This is a genomic window from Rhodoferax sp. BAB1 (assembly GCF_013334205.1).
In the GTDB taxonomy this organism is placed as follows: Bacteria; Pseudomonadota; Gammaproteobacteria; order Burkholderiales; family Burkholderiaceae_C; genus Hylemonella.
Genome location: NZ_CP054424.1, coordinates 2,208,615 through 2,222,871, shown reverse-complemented (window position 1 = coordinate 2,222,871; position 14,257 = coordinate 2,208,615). Strand labels below are relative to the sequence as shown.

Here is a 14,257-nt window from a genome sequence, read left to right as displayed (position 1 = left end):
CATGGACTTCGCAGGCAAGGTCATCCTCGTCACGGGCGCCAGCCGCGGCATAGGCGCAGCCATTGCCCAGGCCTTCGCGGCCGAGGGTGGCTTCGTGGTCGTCAACTACCTGCGCAACGAGGCCGCCGCCGACGCGGTGGTGGCGCAGTGCAAGGCCACGGGCGCTGCAAGAGGCGGCGATGCCTGGGCCATCCGCGCCGACGTCAACGACCCGGCCCAGGTGCAGGCCCTGGTGGTCCAGGTGCAGGCCGAACTGGGCCGCATCGACGTGCTGGTCAACAACGCCTTCGCCCCCTACCGCTTCGACCCCGAGCAGCGCAAGCGCTTCTGGGAAACCGGGTGGACTGATTACCAGACCCAGTTCGACGGTGCCGTGCGCGCCACGTACAACGTCTGCCAGGCCGTGCTGCCCGGCATGCGCCAGCGCGCGCAAGGTTGCATCGTCAACCTGGCCAGCGATCTGGTCGAGCGTCCGGTCGTGGCCTATCACGACTATGCGACGGCCAAGTCGGCACTCGTGGGCTTTAGCCGCAACCTCGCGGCCGAGTTGGGCCCCCTGGGCATACGCGTCAACTGCGTGGCGCCGGGTCTGGTCTACCCGACCGACGCCAGCCGCGCGACCAAAGAGGATGTGAAAGAGGCCATCGTGGCGCAGACGCCTTTGCGCCGCATCGCCCGGCCTGAAGACGTCGCGGGGCCGGTGCTCTTCCTGGCTTCGGACTGGAGCCGTTTTGTCACGGGCCAGGTGCTGGTGGTCGATGGTGGTTTAGTGATGAAGTAAGCGGTCATTCGCTTAGACTCGCTTCATGTCTGATGTTGCGCCCCTGATCCTGGGCATCGAATCCTCCTGCGACGAAACCGGCGTGGCCCTGGTGCAAAGCCAGGGCGGCCCGGTGCCGCAACTGCTCTCGCACGCGCTCTACAGCCAGATCGAGATGCACCAGGCCTATGGTGGCGTGGTGCCCGAGCTGGCCAGCCGCGACCACATCCGCCGTGTACTGCCGCTGACGAAACAGGTCATGGCCGAGGCTGGCAAGACCCTGAAAGACATCGACGTGGTGGCCTACACCCGCGGCCCTGGCCTGGCCGGTGCGCTGCTGGTGGGCGCAGGCGTGGCCTGTGCGCTGGGTGCAGCCCTGGGCAAGCCCGTGCTGGGTGTGCATCACCTTGAAGGCCATCTGCTTTCGCCCTTCCTGAGCGCCGACCCGCCCGAGTTCCCCTTCGTCGCTCTGCTGGTCTCCGGTGGTCACACCCAGCTCATGCGAGTGGATGGCGTGGGGCGCTACGAAATCCTGGGCGAGACCATCGACGACGCGGCAGGCGAAGCCTTCGACAAATCGGCCAAGCTCATGGGCCTGGGTTACCCCGGCGGCCCGGCGCTGGCGAAGCTGGCGGAGCAGGGCGACGGTGCGGCTTTCAAGCTGCCGCGCCCGCTGCTGCATAGCGGCAACCTGGATTTCTCTTTTGCCGGTCTCAAGACCGCGGTGCTGACGCAGGCGCAACGCCTGGGTGGCGAACTGGAAGCACGCAAGGCCGATCTGGCTGCCTCCACGCAGGCCGCCATCGTGGAAGTGCTGGTGAAAAAATCGCTGTCCGCGCTGAAAGAAACGGGGCTCAAGCGGCTGGTGGTGGCCGGCGGCGTAGGCGCCAACCGGCAATTGCGCGAACAACTCAATGCCCAATGCCAGAAACTCAAGGTGCGTGTGCACTACCCCGAGTTGCACCTGTGCACCGACAACGGCGCCATGATCGCCATGGCTGCCGCCATGCGCCTGCAGGCCGGCATGCAGGAAGCGACCCGCGCCTATACCTTCGAGGTCAAGCCGCGCTGGCCGCTGGATGCGATCAGCCAGTCCGTTTGAGGACTGAGTAGCTTCTTCTCTATCTCCGGAGACATAGCATGACCTGCGATCCTCATTGGACTGCCTATTCATCGGCGCTGTTGACACCAATCGTTGCGGTGTTTGGCGCATTCATTGCATTTCGGCAGTGGCGTCTCGGGCAAAACAAACTAAAACTGGAGCTTTTTGATCGACGGTTCTCTGTCTACGCCGCTTCACGAGACTTGCTTGCCGGAATCATGACGTCTGGACGAGCGAAGGACGAAGAGACATTCAAGTTCTTGGCCGCGACCCGTGAGGCAAAGTGGCTTTTAGATGCGGAAATTGAAGACTATCTTCACAAGGCGCTTTATCACCAGGCACTTCGGCTGGCTTGTCTTCAAGCAGAGCTAGAGGGGGTTGGTGTTGGTGATGAACGTACAAAGAATGTTCGCGAGCAGTCAGAGATCAAGAAATGGTTTATGTCTCAGTACGACGTTCTCGATGCTTATTTTTCGAAGTACATGCAGCTTGCGCACTAGGTCTTAGTAGGGTGCTCTACCAAACTAGTTGCAGTGGTGGCTCAAATCCAAAGTTGAACGTACAAAAAGGCCGCGAATTTCGCGGCCTTTTTGTTGGGAGGTGAGGATCAGTTGATCGCCAGCTTGACGGTCTTGTCTGCCGGCTGAACCTTGACCAGTTTGAGCGTGAGCACGCCGTTGTCCAGCTTGGCTTCGCTCTTGGCCACATCAATGTCCTGCGGCAGCTCGTAGGCGGCCTTGTACTGGCGCTTGGCTTCGGGCAGGGTTTCGATGCGGATCACATTGCCTTCGATGCCGATGGACAGCTGCTCGCGGCTGACGCCGGGCACGTCGAAGCTCAGCTCGTAAGCCTTGTCTTCGGCGGCGCTGGCCGGCTGCTCGGCCGGTGCGGACTCATTGAAGAAGCGGTCGAAGGCGCGCAGCGAGGGGGAGAAAGCGGAACGGCGGATGACGGGAACAAACAGCATGGTTGAACTCCTGTGGTGTTAAGGGGTGGCTCGGTGTGCGGAGGCACTGCCGGCCGCAGGGCATAACTGGGCACGGGGTGAAAAGTTTTCAAGGCCCGGGGCGAGGGGCAAATTTTTCGGGGCCGGGTCTTGAAAATGGGGGCGCTGTCGCCATGCCCGGCCGCTGCGCACGTTCCGGCCAGGCGGCACAATCAAGCCCTTGTGAGGGAGAAGACATGCGACAAGTGATCCTTGACCTGGAAGAATCCAAAATCCGTGAAGTGGCCAATGCCGGCATCGGCCGCAGCGACGTGCTGGCCTTCTGGTTCGGTGAGGGCGACGAGGTCACCCCCGACTTCGTGCGCCAGGCGGCCATCGATTCTCTTAGTAAGGGCGAGACCTTCTACAGCCACAACCTGGGCCTGCCCGAGCTGCGCGCGGCGATTGCCCTGCACCTGAGTCGCCTGCACGGCACCGTGGCGCCGGACCGCATTGCCGTGACCTCGGGCGGTGTCAACGCGCTGATGATCGCCATGCAGGCCCTGCTGGAAGCGGGTGACGAGGTGGCCATCGTGACCCCGGTCTGGCCCAACCTCACGGCGCAGCCGCTCATCCTGGGGGCACGGCTCAAGCCCATCCCCCTCAAGCCCGTGGCGGGCGCCTGGACGCTGGACCTGGAGGCGCTGCTGGCCGCAGTGACCCCGGCCACCAAGGTGCTGATCCTCAACGCGCCCAGCAACCCCACGGGCTGGACGCTCACGCGCGAGGAGCAGCAGCGCATCCTGGACCATTGCCGCAAGACCGGCACCTGGATCGTGGCGGACGAGGTCTATTCCCAGCTTTTCTATGAAACCTCGCCGAATGGCTGCGCGCCCAGTTTCCTGGACATCGCCTCCTCCGAAGACCGGCTGGTCGTGGTGCACAGCTTTTCCAAGAGTTTCCTGATGACAGGCTGGCGCCTGGGCTGGCTGGTGCTGCCGCCTGCCATCACCCACGACGTGGGCAAGCTGATCGAGTTCAACACCTCCTGCGCCAGCGTCTTCACCCAGCGTGCCGCCCAGGTGGCGCTGGAGCGTGCGGCTGAGATCACGCCGCGGGTCGTGGCCCACCTTAAAACCTGCCGCGACACCCTGGTGCCCTTGTTGCAGGCCCTGCCGGGTGTGGAGCTGGCCAAGCCCGCGGCCGGCATGTACGCCTTTTTCCGCCTAGCCGGCCATGACGACTCCCTGGCCACGGCCAAGCGCCTGGTGCGCGAGGCCGGCCTGGGCCTGGCGCCGGGCGAGGCCTTTGCCCCGGAGGCCCAGGGCTGGCTGCGTTGGTGCTTTGCGTCCAAGGACCCGCAGCGCCTGGTGCTGGGTGTGGAGCGGCTGCGTGGGTGGCTGGAACGTAAGTAGGCACTACCGTCTCGCGGTTTGGGCTATAATTCCATGGTTCTGCGGCCTGCCAAGGCTTGCAGAGCGCACGTCAGTAGCAGTTCCAGCCGCTGACGCAAGTTGTAAACCCTGGGACGTCCCGACCGAAAGCGGCCGGTTTCGTCCCGCATGACAGGAAATAGAAATGATCGCTACCAGCATCAAGGCCGAAGTTGTCAAGGCCAATGCCCGTTCCGCTACCGACACCGGCAGCCCGGAAGTCCAGGTCGCCCTGCTGACCGCCCGCATCAACGAACTGACCCCGCACTTCAAGACCCACGCCAAGGACCACCACGGCCGTCGCGGTCTGCTGCGCATGGTGAGCCGTCGCCGCAAGCTGCTGGACTACCTGAAGTCCAAGGACTTCGACCGTTACAGCGCGCTGATCACCAAGCTGGGCCTGCGCAAGTAATCGCCCCGGACAGATGAACAGGAGCGCCTGAGTTGGATTTCTAGCTCAGGCGCTTTGTACTTCGGAGCAGACAGGAACAGAGCGAAGCTGTGTCATTCCAGAGGAAATCGGGTGAATTTCCTCGACTTTCTCTGGAATGGCATCGTGTTCTGTGATGTGGCTTCGAGCCCTAGGGGAGGCGGCTTAGACCTCCCTTGATCCATACAGGAGAAAACACATGACCATGTTCAACAAAGTCAGCAAGACCTTCCAGTGGGGCCAGCACACGGTCACCATGGAAACCGGCGAAATCGCCCGCCAGGCCACCGGTGCCGTGCTGGTCAACATCGACGACACCGTGGTGCTGGCCACCGTGGTGGCCACCAAGAGCGCCAAGCCGGGCCAGGACTTCTTCCCCCTGACGGTGGACTACACCGAGAAGTCCTACGCCGCCGGCAAGATCCCCGGCAGCTTCTTCAAGCGTGAAGGCCGTCCCAGCGAGCTGGAGACCCTGACCTGCCGCCTGATCGACCGCCCGATCCGTCCGCTGTTCCCCGAAGGCTTCTACAACGAAGTCCAGGTGATCGTGCACGTCGTGAGCCTGAACCCCGAAGTGCAGGCCGACATCGCCGCCATGATCGCCACCAGCGCCGCTTTAAGCATCAGCGGCATCCCCTTCAACGGCCCCATCGGTGCCGCGCGCGTGGGTTACATCAATGGCGAATACGTCCTGAACCCGGGCCAGACCCAGCTCAAGGACAGCCAGATGGATCTGGTCGTCGCCGGTACCGAATCCGCCGTGCTGATGGTGGAATCCGAAGCGCAACAGCTGTCGGAAGAGATCATGCTGGGCGCCGTGGTGTTCGGCCACGAGCAGGGCAATATCGCCATCAACGCCATCCACGAGCTGGTGCGTGACGCCGGCAAGCCGGCCTGGGACTGGAAGGCCCCGGCCAAGGACGAGGCCCTGATCGCCAAGGTCAATGCGCTGGCCGAAGAGAAGCTGCGCGCCGCCTACCAGATCCGCAACAAGCAGGCCCGCACCCACGCCTGCCGCGAGACCTATGCCGTCGTGATGGCCGACCTGAAAGAGTCCGGCGTCGAGTTCGACAGCGTCAAGGTCGAAGGCATGCTGTTCGACATCGAAGCGCGCATCGTGCGCAGCCAGATCCTGGCCGGCGAGCCGCGCATCGACGGCCGCGACACGCGTACCGTGCGCCCCATCGAGATCCGCAACGGCGTGCTGCCCCGTACCCACGGTTCCGCCCTGTTCACGCGCGGCGAGACCCAGGCCCTGGTGGTTGCCACGCTGGGCACCGAGCGCGACGCGCAGCGCATCGACGCGCTGGCCGGCGAGTTCGAAGACCGCTTCATGCTGCACTACAACATGCCTCCCTTCGCCACCGGCGAAGCCGGCCGTTTCGGCACCCCGAAGCGCCGCGAGATCGGCCACGGCCGTCTGGCCAAGCGTGCCCTGGTGGCCTGCCTGCCGAGCAAGGAAGAGTTCCCCTACACCATGCGTGTGGTGTCCGAGATCACCGAGTCCAACGGTTCCTCGTCGATGGCTTCCGTCTGCGGCGGCTGCCTGTCGCTGATGGACGCCGGCGTGCCGATGAAGGCCCACGTGGCCGGCATCGCCATGGGCCTGATCAAGGACGGCAACCGTTTCGCCGTGCTGACCGACATCCTGGGTGACGAAGATCACCTGGGCGACATGGACTTCAAGGTGGCCGGTACCACCAACGGCATCAATGCCCTGCAGATGGACATCAAGATCCAGGGCATCACCAAAGAAATCATGCAGGTCGCCCTGGCCCAGGCCAAGGAAGCCCGCATGCACATCCTGGGCAAGATGCAGGAAGCCATGGGCGAGGCCAAGACCGAAGTTTCCAACTTCGCGCCCAAGCTCTTCACCATGAAGATCAACCCCGAGAAGATCCGTGACGTGATCGGCAAGGGCGGCGCCGTGATCCGCGCGCTGACCGACGAGACCGGCTGCCAGATCAACATCGAGGAAGACGGCACCATCACCATCGCCGCCACCGACGCCACCAAGGCTGAGGAAGCCAAGCGTCGCATCACCGAGATCACCGCCGAAGTCGAAATCGGCAAGGTCTACGAAGGCCCGATCACCAAGATCCTGGACTTCGGTGCCCTGGTCAACCTGCTGCCCGGCAAGGACGGCCTGCTGCACATCAGCCAGATCGCCCACGAGCGTGTCGAGAAGGTCACGGACTACCTGTCCGAAGGCCAGATCGTCAAGGTCAAGGTGCTGGAGACCGACGAGAAGGGTCGCATCAAGCTGTCCATGAAGGCGCTGCTGGACCGTCCGGCCCAGAACAACGGCGGCGAACAGGCCTGATCCGACTTTGTCACCCTGACGACGGCGTCCTGCGGCGGGTCCGCAGGCGCTGTCGGAGCGAGAGACCATGAAAGCCATCGAAATCACTTCCTACGGTGCGCCCGAGGTGCTGCGTCTGGGCCAGCGCCCCGACCCGGTGCCGGGTGCAGGTGAGCTGCTGATCCGCGTGGTCGCCAGCGGCATCAACCGGCCCGACGTGTTCCAGCGCACCGGCAACTACCCGGTGCCACCGGGCGCCTCCGACATCCCCGGCCTCGAAGTGGCCGGCGCGATCGTGGGCGGTGATGCCGCGGCCCTGGCGCAAGCCGGTTTCAAGCTGGGCGACAAGGTGTGCGCGTTGGTGGCTGGCGGCGGTTATGCCGAGCTGTGCACCGCACCCATCGCGCAGTGCCTGCCGTACCCCAAGGGCCTGAGTGATGTCGAGGCGGCTTCGCTGCCAGAGACCTTCTTCACCGTCTGGAGCAATGTGTTCGACCGCGGTCGCCTGCAGGCCGGCGAGACGCTGTTGATCCAGGGTGGGTCGAGTGGCATCGGCGTCACCGCCATCCAGCTGGCCAAGGCCATGGGTGCGAAAGTGATCGTGACGGCCGGCAGCGACGACAAGTGCGCCGCCTGCCTGAAACTGGGCGCCGACCATGCCATCAACTACAAGACGCAAGACTTCAAGGACGAGGTCAAGCGCCTGACCGATGGCAAGGGTGTGGACGTGATCCTCGACATGGTGGGCGGCGAGTACGTCGCGCGCGAGGTCGAGAGCCTGGCCGAGGATGGTCGTATCGTCATCATCGCCGTGCAGGGCGGTACCAAGAGCAATTTCAACGCGGGCCTGGTCTTGCGCAAGCGCCTGACCATCACCGGTTCCACGCTGCGTCCGCGCCCCATCGCCTTCAAGCAGGCGATTGCGCAGGCCTGCCTGAAGCATGCCTGGCCGCTGATCGAGGCTGGCAAGGTCAAGCCCGTGATCCACAGCACCTACGCGGCCGTGGACGCCAAGGATCCCACCGGCAGCGGTGCGGCACGCGCGCATGCGCTGATGGAATCGAACCAGCACATCGGCAAGATCGTGCTGACCTGGAGTGCAGCATGAGCGCCGCCGGGCCGTCCCAAGGCGCGAAGGCCCCCGAGGGGGGCAGCGCAGTACATGAAATGACAAGCGTGGGGGCGCTATGACCAAGAAGCTGATCGCCGGCAACTGGAAGATGAATGGCAGCCTGGCGGCCAACCAGGCCCTGCTCAAGGGTCTGCTGTCCGGCCTGAAGGACCCGGCGTGTGACATCGCCGTCTGTGTGCCTGCTCCTTATCTGGCTCAGTGCCAGATGCTGCTGGCCACCAGCCCGGTGGAGCTGGGGGCGCAGGACGTCTCGCAGCATGAACTGGGTGCCTACACGGGCGAAGTGTCCGTGGCCATGCTCAAGGACTTCGGTGTGCGTTACGCCATCGTCGGCCACTCGGAGCGTAGGCTGTACCACGGCGAGACCGATGCCGTGGTGGCCGCCAAGGCGCAGCGCGCGCTGGCCGGCGGCGTCACGCCCATCGTCTGCGTGGGCGAGACCCTGGCCGAACGCGAGGCAGGCAAGACCGAGGAGGTGGTCAAGCGCCAGCTGGCCGCGGTGATCCACCTCAATGGCCACTGCATCAGCGAGGTCGTCGTGGCCTACGAGCCCGTCTGGGCCATCGGCACCGGCAAGACTGCCAGTCCCGAGCAGGCGCAGCAGGTGCACGCCGTGTTGCGTGCGCAGCTCAAGGCGGCCACGCCGCAGTCCGAGCGCATCAAGCTGCTCTATGGCGGCAGCATGAACGCGGCCAATGCCGCGCAGCTGCTGGCCCAGAGCGACATCGATGGCGGCCTGATCGGCGGCGCTTCGCTCAAGGCCCCCGATTTCCTCGCCATCATTTCCGCGGCCGGCTGAAGCAGCCGCTCGATTGCTACGAATTTAGGAGTAAACATGAGTTTCATCGTCACCATCATCATCACGGTGCAGATCGTCACGGCCGTGGCCATGATCGGCCTGATCCTGGTCCAGCATGGCAAGGGCGCCGACATGGGCGCGGCCTTCGGCAGCGGCTCGTCGGGCAGCCTGTTCGGCGCCAGCGGCAGCGCCAACTTTCTTTCGCGCACCACGGCCGTGCTGGCCACGGTGTTCTTCGTGAGCACTCTGGCGCTGGCCTATTTCAGCAATGTGCGCCCGGCCAGCACCGGCAGCGTGCTCGAAGGCAGTGCCGTGACCGCGCCGGCGGCGCCGGAAACGGCAGCCCAGATTCCGGGCACGACGGTACCGGTCGATGCCGCTCCCGCGTCCGCCCCCGCAGCTCCCGTTGTGCCGGGCCCGGCGCAGATTCCGGCACGATGACCTGAGTCAAGAATTCCGGAACTTCTCCCCGGGAAGAGGGGTGATTTCGGAGTAAACTCCAAGGCTTGCCGGGTGAGCTATCAGGCCCTCATGCAAGTCTGGCAACAGAGACAAGCCGTCGTGGTGAAATTGGTAGACACGCTATCTTGAGGGGGTAGTGGCGAAAGCTGTGCGAGTTCGAGTCTCGCCGACGGCACCATATAAATGACCGTCCGGGTACAACCCGGGCGGCCCAACGGTGATCAGCATTCAAGATGAGCCTCGATCAGTACCTTCCCGTCCTTCTGTTCATCTTGGTCGGCATTGCCGTCGGCGTCATCCCCCAGGTCATCGGCTACATCCTGGGCCCCAATCGCCCCGACGCGGCGAAAAATTCTCCCTACGAGTGTGGTTTCGAAGCGTTCGAAGACGCGCGCATGAAGTTCGACGTGCGCTACTACCTCGTTGCCATCCTGTTCATCCTGTTCGACCTGGAAATCGCCTTCCTCTTCCCCTGGGCCGTGGCGCTCAAGGAGGTGGGTGCGGTGGGTTTCTGGGCCGCCATGGTGTTCATCGCCATCCTCGTCGTGGGCTTTGTCTACGAGTGGAAAAAGGGCGCCCTGGACTGGGAATGAATATGGCCCCCACGCTTGCCACTTCGTGTGCTGCGCTGCCCCCCGAGGGGGCCCAGTCACCTTGGGGCGGCCCGGCGGCGACTGACGGTTTCAACAAGGTCATTAAGGATATTCGTCATGATTGAAGGCGTGATGAAAGAAGGCTTCGTCACCACCAGCTACGACACGGTGGTGAACTGGGCCAAGACCGGCTCGCTCTGGCCCATGACCTTCGGTCTGGCCTGCTGCGCGGTCGAGATGATGCATGCGGCAGCCGCCCGTTACGACATCGGCCGCTTCGGTGCCGAGGTCTTCCGTGCCAGCCCGCGCCAGTCCGACCTGATGATCGTGGCCGGCACCCTGTGCAACAAGATGGCCCCGGCCCTGCGCAAGGTCTACGACCAGATGAGCGAGCCGCGCTGGGTCATCTCCATGGGCTCCTGCGCCAACGGTGGAGGTTATTACCACTACAGCTACTCGGTGGTGCGCGGCTGCGACCGCATCGTGCCGGTCGACGTCTACGTGCCGGGCTGCCCGCCCACGGCCGAGGCCCTGATCTACGGCATCATCCAGCTGCAGCAGAAGATCCGCCGCACGCAGACCATCGCCCGCGTCTGAGGAACCATTGATGACTGCTTTTGCCGTTAATCCCGAAGCTCTCAAGGACACCGTGACCGCCGCTTTGGGCGGCAAGGCGCGCCGTGTCGACGTCAGGCTGGGCGAGGTCACCGTCGAGGTTGCCCCCCAGGACTACCTGGCCGCAGCCCGCATCCTGCGTGATGCACCCGACTGCCGTTTCGAACAGCTGATCGACCTCTGCGGTGTCGACTACTCCGCCTGGGGCGAGGGCGCCTGGGAGGGCGCGCGTTACTGCGTCGTCTCTCACCTGCTGTCCGTCAGCCTGAACCAGCGCCTGCGCCTCAAGGTCTTTGCGGCCGATGACGACTTTCCGGTGGTGGACACGCTCACCGAGGTCTGGCGTGCCGCCAACTGGTACGAGCGCGAGGCCTTCGACCTCTACGGCATCGTGTTCGAAGGGCACGACGACCTGCGCCGCATCCTGACCGACTACGGTTTCATCGGCCACCCCTTCCGCAAGGACTTCCCCCTGTCCGGCCATGTCGAGATGCGCTACGACGCCGAACTCAAGCGCGTGATCTACCAGCCGGTGAGCATCGAACCGCGCGAGATCACGCCGCGCATCATCCGTGAAGACAACTACGGCGGATTGAAATAATCATGGCCGAAATCAAGAACTACACCCTGAACTTCGGCCCGCAGCACCCGGCCGCCCACGGCGTGCTGCGCCTGGTGCTCGAGCTCGACGGCGAGGTCGTGCAGCGTGCCGACCCGCACATCGGCCTGCTGCACCGTGCCACCGAAAAGCTGGCCGAGAGCAAGACCTACATCCAGTCGCTGCCTTACATGGACCGTCTCGATTACGTGTCCATGATGTGCAACGAGCAGGCCTACTGCCTGGCCATCGAGAAGATGCTGGGCCTGGAAGTGCCGCTGCGTGCGCAGTACATCCGCACCATGTTCGGCGAGATCACGCGCCTGCTCAACCACCTGATGTGGCTGGGCTCGCACGGCAACGACTGCGGCAGCTCCACCATCCTGATCTACACCTTCCGCGAGCGCGAAGACCTGTTCGACATGTACGAGGCTGTCTCCGGCGCGCGCATGCACGCCGCCTACTTCCGTCCGGGGGGCGTCTACCGCGACCTGCCCGACAGCATGGCGCAGCACAAGGTCAACAAGATCCGCAATGCCCGCGCCGTGGCCGAGATCAACGCCAACCGCCAGGGTTCGCTGCTGGACTTCATCGACGACTTCTGCGCGCGTTTCCCCAAGTGCGTGGACGAGTACGAGACCCTGCTGACCGACAACCGCATCTGGAAACAGCGCACGGTCGGCATCGGCGTCGTCACCGCCGAGCGGGCCCTGAACCTGGGCATGACCGGTCCCATGCTGCGCGGCTCGGGCATCGCCTGGGACCTGCGCAAGACCCAGCCCTACGATGCCTACGACCGTGTCGACTTCGACATCCCGGTGGGCAAGACCGGTGACAGCTACGACCGCTACCTGGTGCGTGTGCAGGAGATGCGCGAATCCAATCGCATCATCCAGCAGTGCTCGGCCTGGCTGCGCGCCAACCCCGGCCCCGTCATCACGGACAACCACAAGGTGGCGCCGCCGGCTCGCGAGGCCATGAAGTCGAACATGGAAGAGCTGATCCACCACTTCAAGCTTTTCACCGAAGGTTTCCGCGTGCCCGCCGGCGAGGCCTATGCCGCCGTCGAGCACCCCAAGGGCGAGTTCGGCATCTACATGGTGAGCGACGGTGCCAACAAACCCTACCGCCTCAAGATTCGTGCCCCGGGCTTTGCCCACCTGGCCACGCTCGATGAACTCGCCCGCGGCCACATGCTGGCCGACGCCGTGGCCATCATCGGCACCCTGGATATCGTGTTTGGAGAGATTGACCGATGATCTCTGAGTCCATCAAAGGGCGCTTCGCCAAGGAAGTCGCCAAGTACCCGCCTGAGCAGAAGCAGTCGGCCGTCATGGCCTGCCTGTCCATCGTGCAGCAGGAACTGGGTTTTGTCAGCACCGACAGCGAGGCCGAAGTCGCCGCCTACCTGGGCATGGCGCCCATGGCCGTGCACGAGGTCACGACCTTCTACAACATGTACAACCAGCGCCCGCTGGGCAAGTACAAGCTCAACGTCTGCACCAACCTGCCGTGCCAGCTGCGCGACGGCCAGAAGGCACTGCACCACCTCGAGCACAAGCTGGGCATCCACATGGGCGAGACCACGGCCGACGGCCTGTTCACCCTGCAGCAGAGCGAATGCCAGGGCGCCTGCGCCGACGCGCCGGTGCTGCTGGTCAACGATCGCACCATGTGCAGTTTCATGAGCAACGACAAGCTGGACCAGCTGATCGACGGCCTGAAGGCTGGAGGGGCCAAGTGATGTCGGTCGAAAAATTCCTTTCGCAGTTCGCCGCCACCGGCACCGAGACCTGTTTCCACAACCGCCACATCGAGCCCCAGATCTACGCCGGCCTCAACGGCAGCAACTGGCACCTCAAGGACTACGAGGCGCGCGGTGGTTACCAGGCCCTGCGCAAGATCCTGGGCAAGGATGGCGGTGAAGGCTTGACGCAAGACCAGGTGATTGCCACCGTCAAGGAATCCGCCCTGCGCGGCCGTGGCGGCGCCGGTTTCCCCACCGGCCTGAAGTGGAGCTTCATGCCGCGCCAGTTCCCGGGCCAGAAGTACCTGGTGTGCAATTCCGACGAGGGTGAGCCCGGGACCTGCAAGGACCGCGACATCCTCATGTACAACCCGCACATCGTGATCGAGGGCATGGCCATTGCGGCTTATGCCATGGGCATCACGGTGGGCTACAACTACATCCACGGCGAGATCTTCTCCGCCTACGACCGCTTCGAGGCCGCGCTGGAAGAGGCGCGTGCCGCCGGCCTGCTGGGCAACAACATCGCGGGCAGCAACTTCAGCTTCCAGCTGCATGCGGCCCACGGCTTCGGCGCTTACATCTGCGGCGAGGAGACCGCGCTGCTCGAATCGCTCGAAGGCAAGAAGGGCCAGCCGCGTTTCAAGCCGCCGTTCCCGGCCAGCTTCGGCCTGTACGGCAAGCCGACCACCATCAACAACACCGAGACCTTCGCGGCCGTGCCCTGGATCATCCGCAACGGCGGCCAGGCCTACCTCGAATGCGGCAAGCCCAACAACGGCGGCACCAAGATCTACTCGATCAGCGGCGACGTCGAGCGCCCGGGCAATTACGAGATCCCCATGGGCACGCCCTTCGCCAAGCTGCTGGAGCTCGCCGGTGGCGTGCGCGGCGGCAGACGCCTCAAGGCCGTGATTCCCGGCGGTTCCTCCGCCCCGGTGCTGCCGGCCGACATCATGATGCAGTGCACGATGGACTACGACTCCATCGCCAAGGCCGGCTCCATGCTGGGCTCGGGCGCCGTCATCGTGATGGACGAGACGCGCTGCATGGTCAAGGCACTGCAACGCCTGAGCTACTTCTACATGCACGAATCCTGCGGCCAGTGCACACCCTGCCGCGAAGGCACGGGCTGGCTCTCGCGCGTGGTCGATCGCATCGAAAACGGCCAGGGCCGCCCGGAAGACCTGGACCTGCTGGACAACGTGGCCGAGAACATCCAGGGCCGCACCATCTGCGCGCTGGGTGACGCGGCGGCCATGCCGGTGCGCGCCATGATCAAGCACTTCCGGCCTGAATTCGAACATCACGTACAGCACAAGACCTGTCTGGTCCCCGCTTACGTCTGAGGCAGAGCAC

General features: G+C 64.3%; 16 protein-coding genes and 1 tRNA gene. 16 read left to right on the top strand and 1 reads right to left on the bottom strand.

The window, feature by feature from the left end; all coding sequences use genetic code 11:
- Nucleotide 1: 1 nt before the first annotated feature.
- From HTY51_RS10700 to HTY51_RS10690, 3 genes are read left to right on the top strand one after another with little or no spacing between them, the layout of a single operon-like run.
- Nucleotides 2-781 (top strand): 3-oxoacyl-ACP reductase, encoded by a 780-nt coding sequence (locus HTY51_RS10700; protein WP_174252729.1) that lies wholly within the window; start codon nt 2-4, stop codon nt 779-781.
- A gap of 25 nt (nt 782-806) precedes the next feature.
- On the top strand, nt 807-1,862 hold the full coding sequence (gene tsaD, locus HTY51_RS10695; RefSeq protein ID WP_174252728.1) for a tRNA (adenosine(37)-N6)-threonylcarbamoyltransferase complex transferase subunit TsaD: 1,056 nt from the start codon (nt 807-809) through the stop codon (nt 1,860-1,862).
- 38 nt (nt 1,863-1,900) lie between these two features.
- Nucleotides 1,901-2,362 (top strand): hypothetical protein, encoded by a 462-nt coding sequence (locus tag HTY51_RS10690; RefSeq protein WP_174252727.1) that lies wholly within the window; start codon nt 1,901-1,903, stop codon nt 2,360-2,362.
- A gap of 107 nt (nt 2,363-2,469) precedes the next feature.
- On the opposite strand, the gene HTY51_RS10685 is transcribed toward HTY51_RS10690, so the two are convergent.
- Nucleotides 2,470-2,829, bottom strand: coding sequence for an Hsp20/alpha crystallin family protein (locus HTY51_RS10685; RefSeq protein ID WP_174252726.1), 360 nt, complete (start codon nt 2,827-2,829; stop codon nt 2,470-2,472).
- Nucleotides 2,830-3,044: 215 nt separating this feature from the next.
- On the opposite strand from HTY51_RS10685, the gene HTY51_RS10680 reads away from it, so the two are divergent.
- The 13 genes from HTY51_RS10680 (at nt 3,045) to nuoF (ending at nt 14,247) form a co-directional block, all read left to right on the top strand.
- Nucleotides 3,045-4,202, top strand: a complete 1,158-nt coding sequence (locus tag HTY51_RS10680) for a pyridoxal phosphate-dependent aminotransferase (protein ID WP_174252725.1) — start codon at nt 3,045-3,047, stop codon at nt 4,200-4,202.
- 163 nt (nt 4,203-4,365) lie between these two features.
- Nucleotides 4,366-4,632, top strand: coding sequence for a 30S ribosomal protein S15 (rpsO, locus tag HTY51_RS10675; RefSeq protein WP_057675287.1), 267 nt, complete (start codon nt 4,366-4,368; stop codon nt 4,630-4,632).
- Nucleotides 4,633-4,849: 217 nt separating this feature from the next.
- On the top strand, nt 4,850-6,973 hold the full coding sequence (gene pnp, locus HTY51_RS10670) for a polyribonucleotide nucleotidyltransferase (RefSeq protein ID WP_174252724.1): 2,124 nt from the start codon (nt 4,850-4,852) through the stop codon (nt 6,971-6,973).
- A gap of 67 nt (nt 6,974-7,040) precedes the next feature.
- Complete coding sequence (locus HTY51_RS10665; protein WP_174252723.1) at nt 7,041-8,060, top strand: NAD(P)H-quinone oxidoreductase; 1,020 nt, start codon at nt 7,041-7,043, stop codon at nt 8,058-8,060.
- Between the two features lie 79 nt (nt 8,061-8,139).
- Entirely contained in the window at nt 8,140-8,883 is a 744-nt protein-coding gene (gene tpiA / locus HTY51_RS10660) for a triose-phosphate isomerase (RefSeq protein ID WP_174252722.1), read from the top strand.
- A 36-nt stretch (nt 8,884-8,919) separates the two neighbouring features.
- Entirely contained in the window at nt 8,920-9,324 is a 405-nt protein-coding gene (gene secG / locus HTY51_RS10655; RefSeq protein WP_174252721.1) for a preprotein translocase subunit SecG, read from the top strand.
- A 114-nt stretch (nt 9,325-9,438) separates the two neighbouring features.
- Nucleotides 9,439-9,523, top strand: a tRNA-Leu gene (locus tag HTY51_RS10650).
- Between the two features lie 55 nt (nt 9,524-9,578).
- Complete coding sequence (locus HTY51_RS10645; protein ID WP_174252720.1) at nt 9,579-9,938, top strand: NADH-quinone oxidoreductase subunit A; 360 nt, start codon at nt 9,579-9,581, stop codon at nt 9,936-9,938.
- Between the two features lie 117 nt (nt 9,939-10,055).
- Entirely contained in the window at nt 10,056-10,535 is a 480-nt protein-coding gene (locus HTY51_RS10640; protein ID WP_057675293.1) for an NADH-quinone oxidoreductase subunit B family protein, read from the top strand.
- Nucleotides 10,536-10,545: 10 nt separating this feature from the next.
- Nucleotides 10,546-11,154 carry an NADH-quinone oxidoreductase subunit C gene (locus HTY51_RS10635; protein WP_174252719.1) on the top strand — a complete coding sequence of 203 codons (609 nt, stop codon included), beginning with the start codon at nt 10,546-10,548 and terminating at the stop codon, nt 11,152-11,154.
- Between the two features lie 2 nt (nt 11,155-11,156).
- Complete coding sequence (locus HTY51_RS10630) at nt 11,157-12,410, top strand: NADH-quinone oxidoreductase subunit D (protein WP_174252718.1); 1,254 nt, start codon at nt 11,157-11,159, stop codon at nt 12,408-12,410.
- Complete coding sequence (gene nuoE, locus HTY51_RS10625) at nt 12,407-12,895, top strand: NAD(P)H-dependent oxidoreductase subunit E (protein WP_174252717.1); 489 nt, start codon at nt 12,407-12,409, stop codon at nt 12,893-12,895. Before HTY51_RS10630 ends, nuoE begins: the two co-directional genes overlap by 4 nt.
- Nucleotides 12,895-14,247: an NADH-quinone oxidoreductase subunit NuoF gene (gene nuoF, locus HTY51_RS10620; protein ID WP_174252716.1), complete on the top strand. Its 1,353-nt coding sequence runs from the start codon at nt 12,895-12,897 to the stop codon at nt 14,245-14,247. Before nuoE ends, nuoF begins: the two co-directional genes overlap by 1 nt.
- Nucleotides 14,248-14,257: the final 10 nt, after the last annotated feature.

What these genes read in the sequence shown, in the direction of transcription:
- tpiA (WP_174252722.1), top strand. Translation starts at nt 8,140, where the DNA reads ATGACCAAGAAGCTGATCGCCGGCAACTGGAAGATGAATGGCAGCCTG.
- nuoF (WP_174252716.1), top strand. Translation starts at nt 12,895, where the DNA reads ATGTCGGTCGAAAAATTCCTTTCGCAGTTCGCCGCCACCGGCACCGAG.
- HTY51_RS10680 (WP_174252725.1), top strand. Translation starts at nt 3,045, where the DNA reads ATGCGACAAGTGATCCTTGACCTGGAAGAATCCAAAATCCGTGAAGTG.
- pnp (WP_174252724.1), top strand. Translation starts at nt 4,850, where the DNA reads ATGACCATGTTCAACAAAGTCAGCAAGACCTTCCAGTGGGGCCAGCAC.
- HTY51_RS10665 (WP_174252723.1), top strand. Translation starts at nt 7,041, where the DNA reads ATGAAAGCCATCGAAATCACTTCCTACGGTGCGCCCGAGGTGCTGCGT.
- HTY51_RS10635 (WP_174252719.1), top strand. Translation starts at nt 10,546, where the DNA reads ATGACTGCTTTTGCCGTTAATCCCGAAGCTCTCAAGGACACCGTGACC.
- rpsO (WP_057675287.1), top strand. Translation starts at nt 4,366, where the DNA reads ATGATCGCTACCAGCATCAAGGCCGAAGTTGTCAAGGCCAATGCCCGT.
- HTY51_RS10640 (WP_057675293.1), top strand. Translation starts at nt 10,056, where the DNA reads ATGATTGAAGGCGTGATGAAAGAAGGCTTCGTCACCACCAGCTACGAC.
- nuoE (WP_174252717.1), top strand. Translation starts at nt 12,407, where the DNA reads ATGATCTCTGAGTCCATCAAAGGGCGCTTCGCCAAGGAAGTCGCCAAG.
- HTY51_RS10700 (WP_174252729.1), top strand. Translation starts at nt 2, where the DNA reads ATGGACTTCGCAGGCAAGGTCATCCTCGTCACGGGCGCCAGCCGCGGC.
- HTY51_RS10690 (WP_174252727.1), top strand. Translation starts at nt 1,901, where the DNA reads ATGACCTGCGATCCTCATTGGACTGCCTATTCATCGGCGCTGTTGACA.
- secG (WP_174252721.1), top strand. Translation starts at nt 8,920, where the DNA reads ATGAGTTTCATCGTCACCATCATCATCACGGTGCAGATCGTCACGGCC.
- HTY51_RS10630 (WP_174252718.1), top strand. Translation starts at nt 11,157, where the DNA reads ATGGCCGAAATCAAGAACTACACCCTGAACTTCGGCCCGCAGCACCCG.
- tsaD (WP_174252728.1), top strand. Translation starts at nt 807, where the DNA reads ATGTCTGATGTTGCGCCCCTGATCCTGGGCATCGAATCCTCCTGCGAC.
- HTY51_RS10685 (WP_174252726.1), bottom strand. Translation starts at nt 2,829, where the DNA reads ATGCTGTTTGTTCCCGTCATCCGCCGTTCCGCTTTCTCCCCCTCGCTG.
- HTY51_RS10645 (WP_174252720.1), top strand. Translation starts at nt 9,579, where the DNA reads ATGAGCCTCGATCAGTACCTTCCCGTCCTTCTGTTCATCTTGGTCGGC.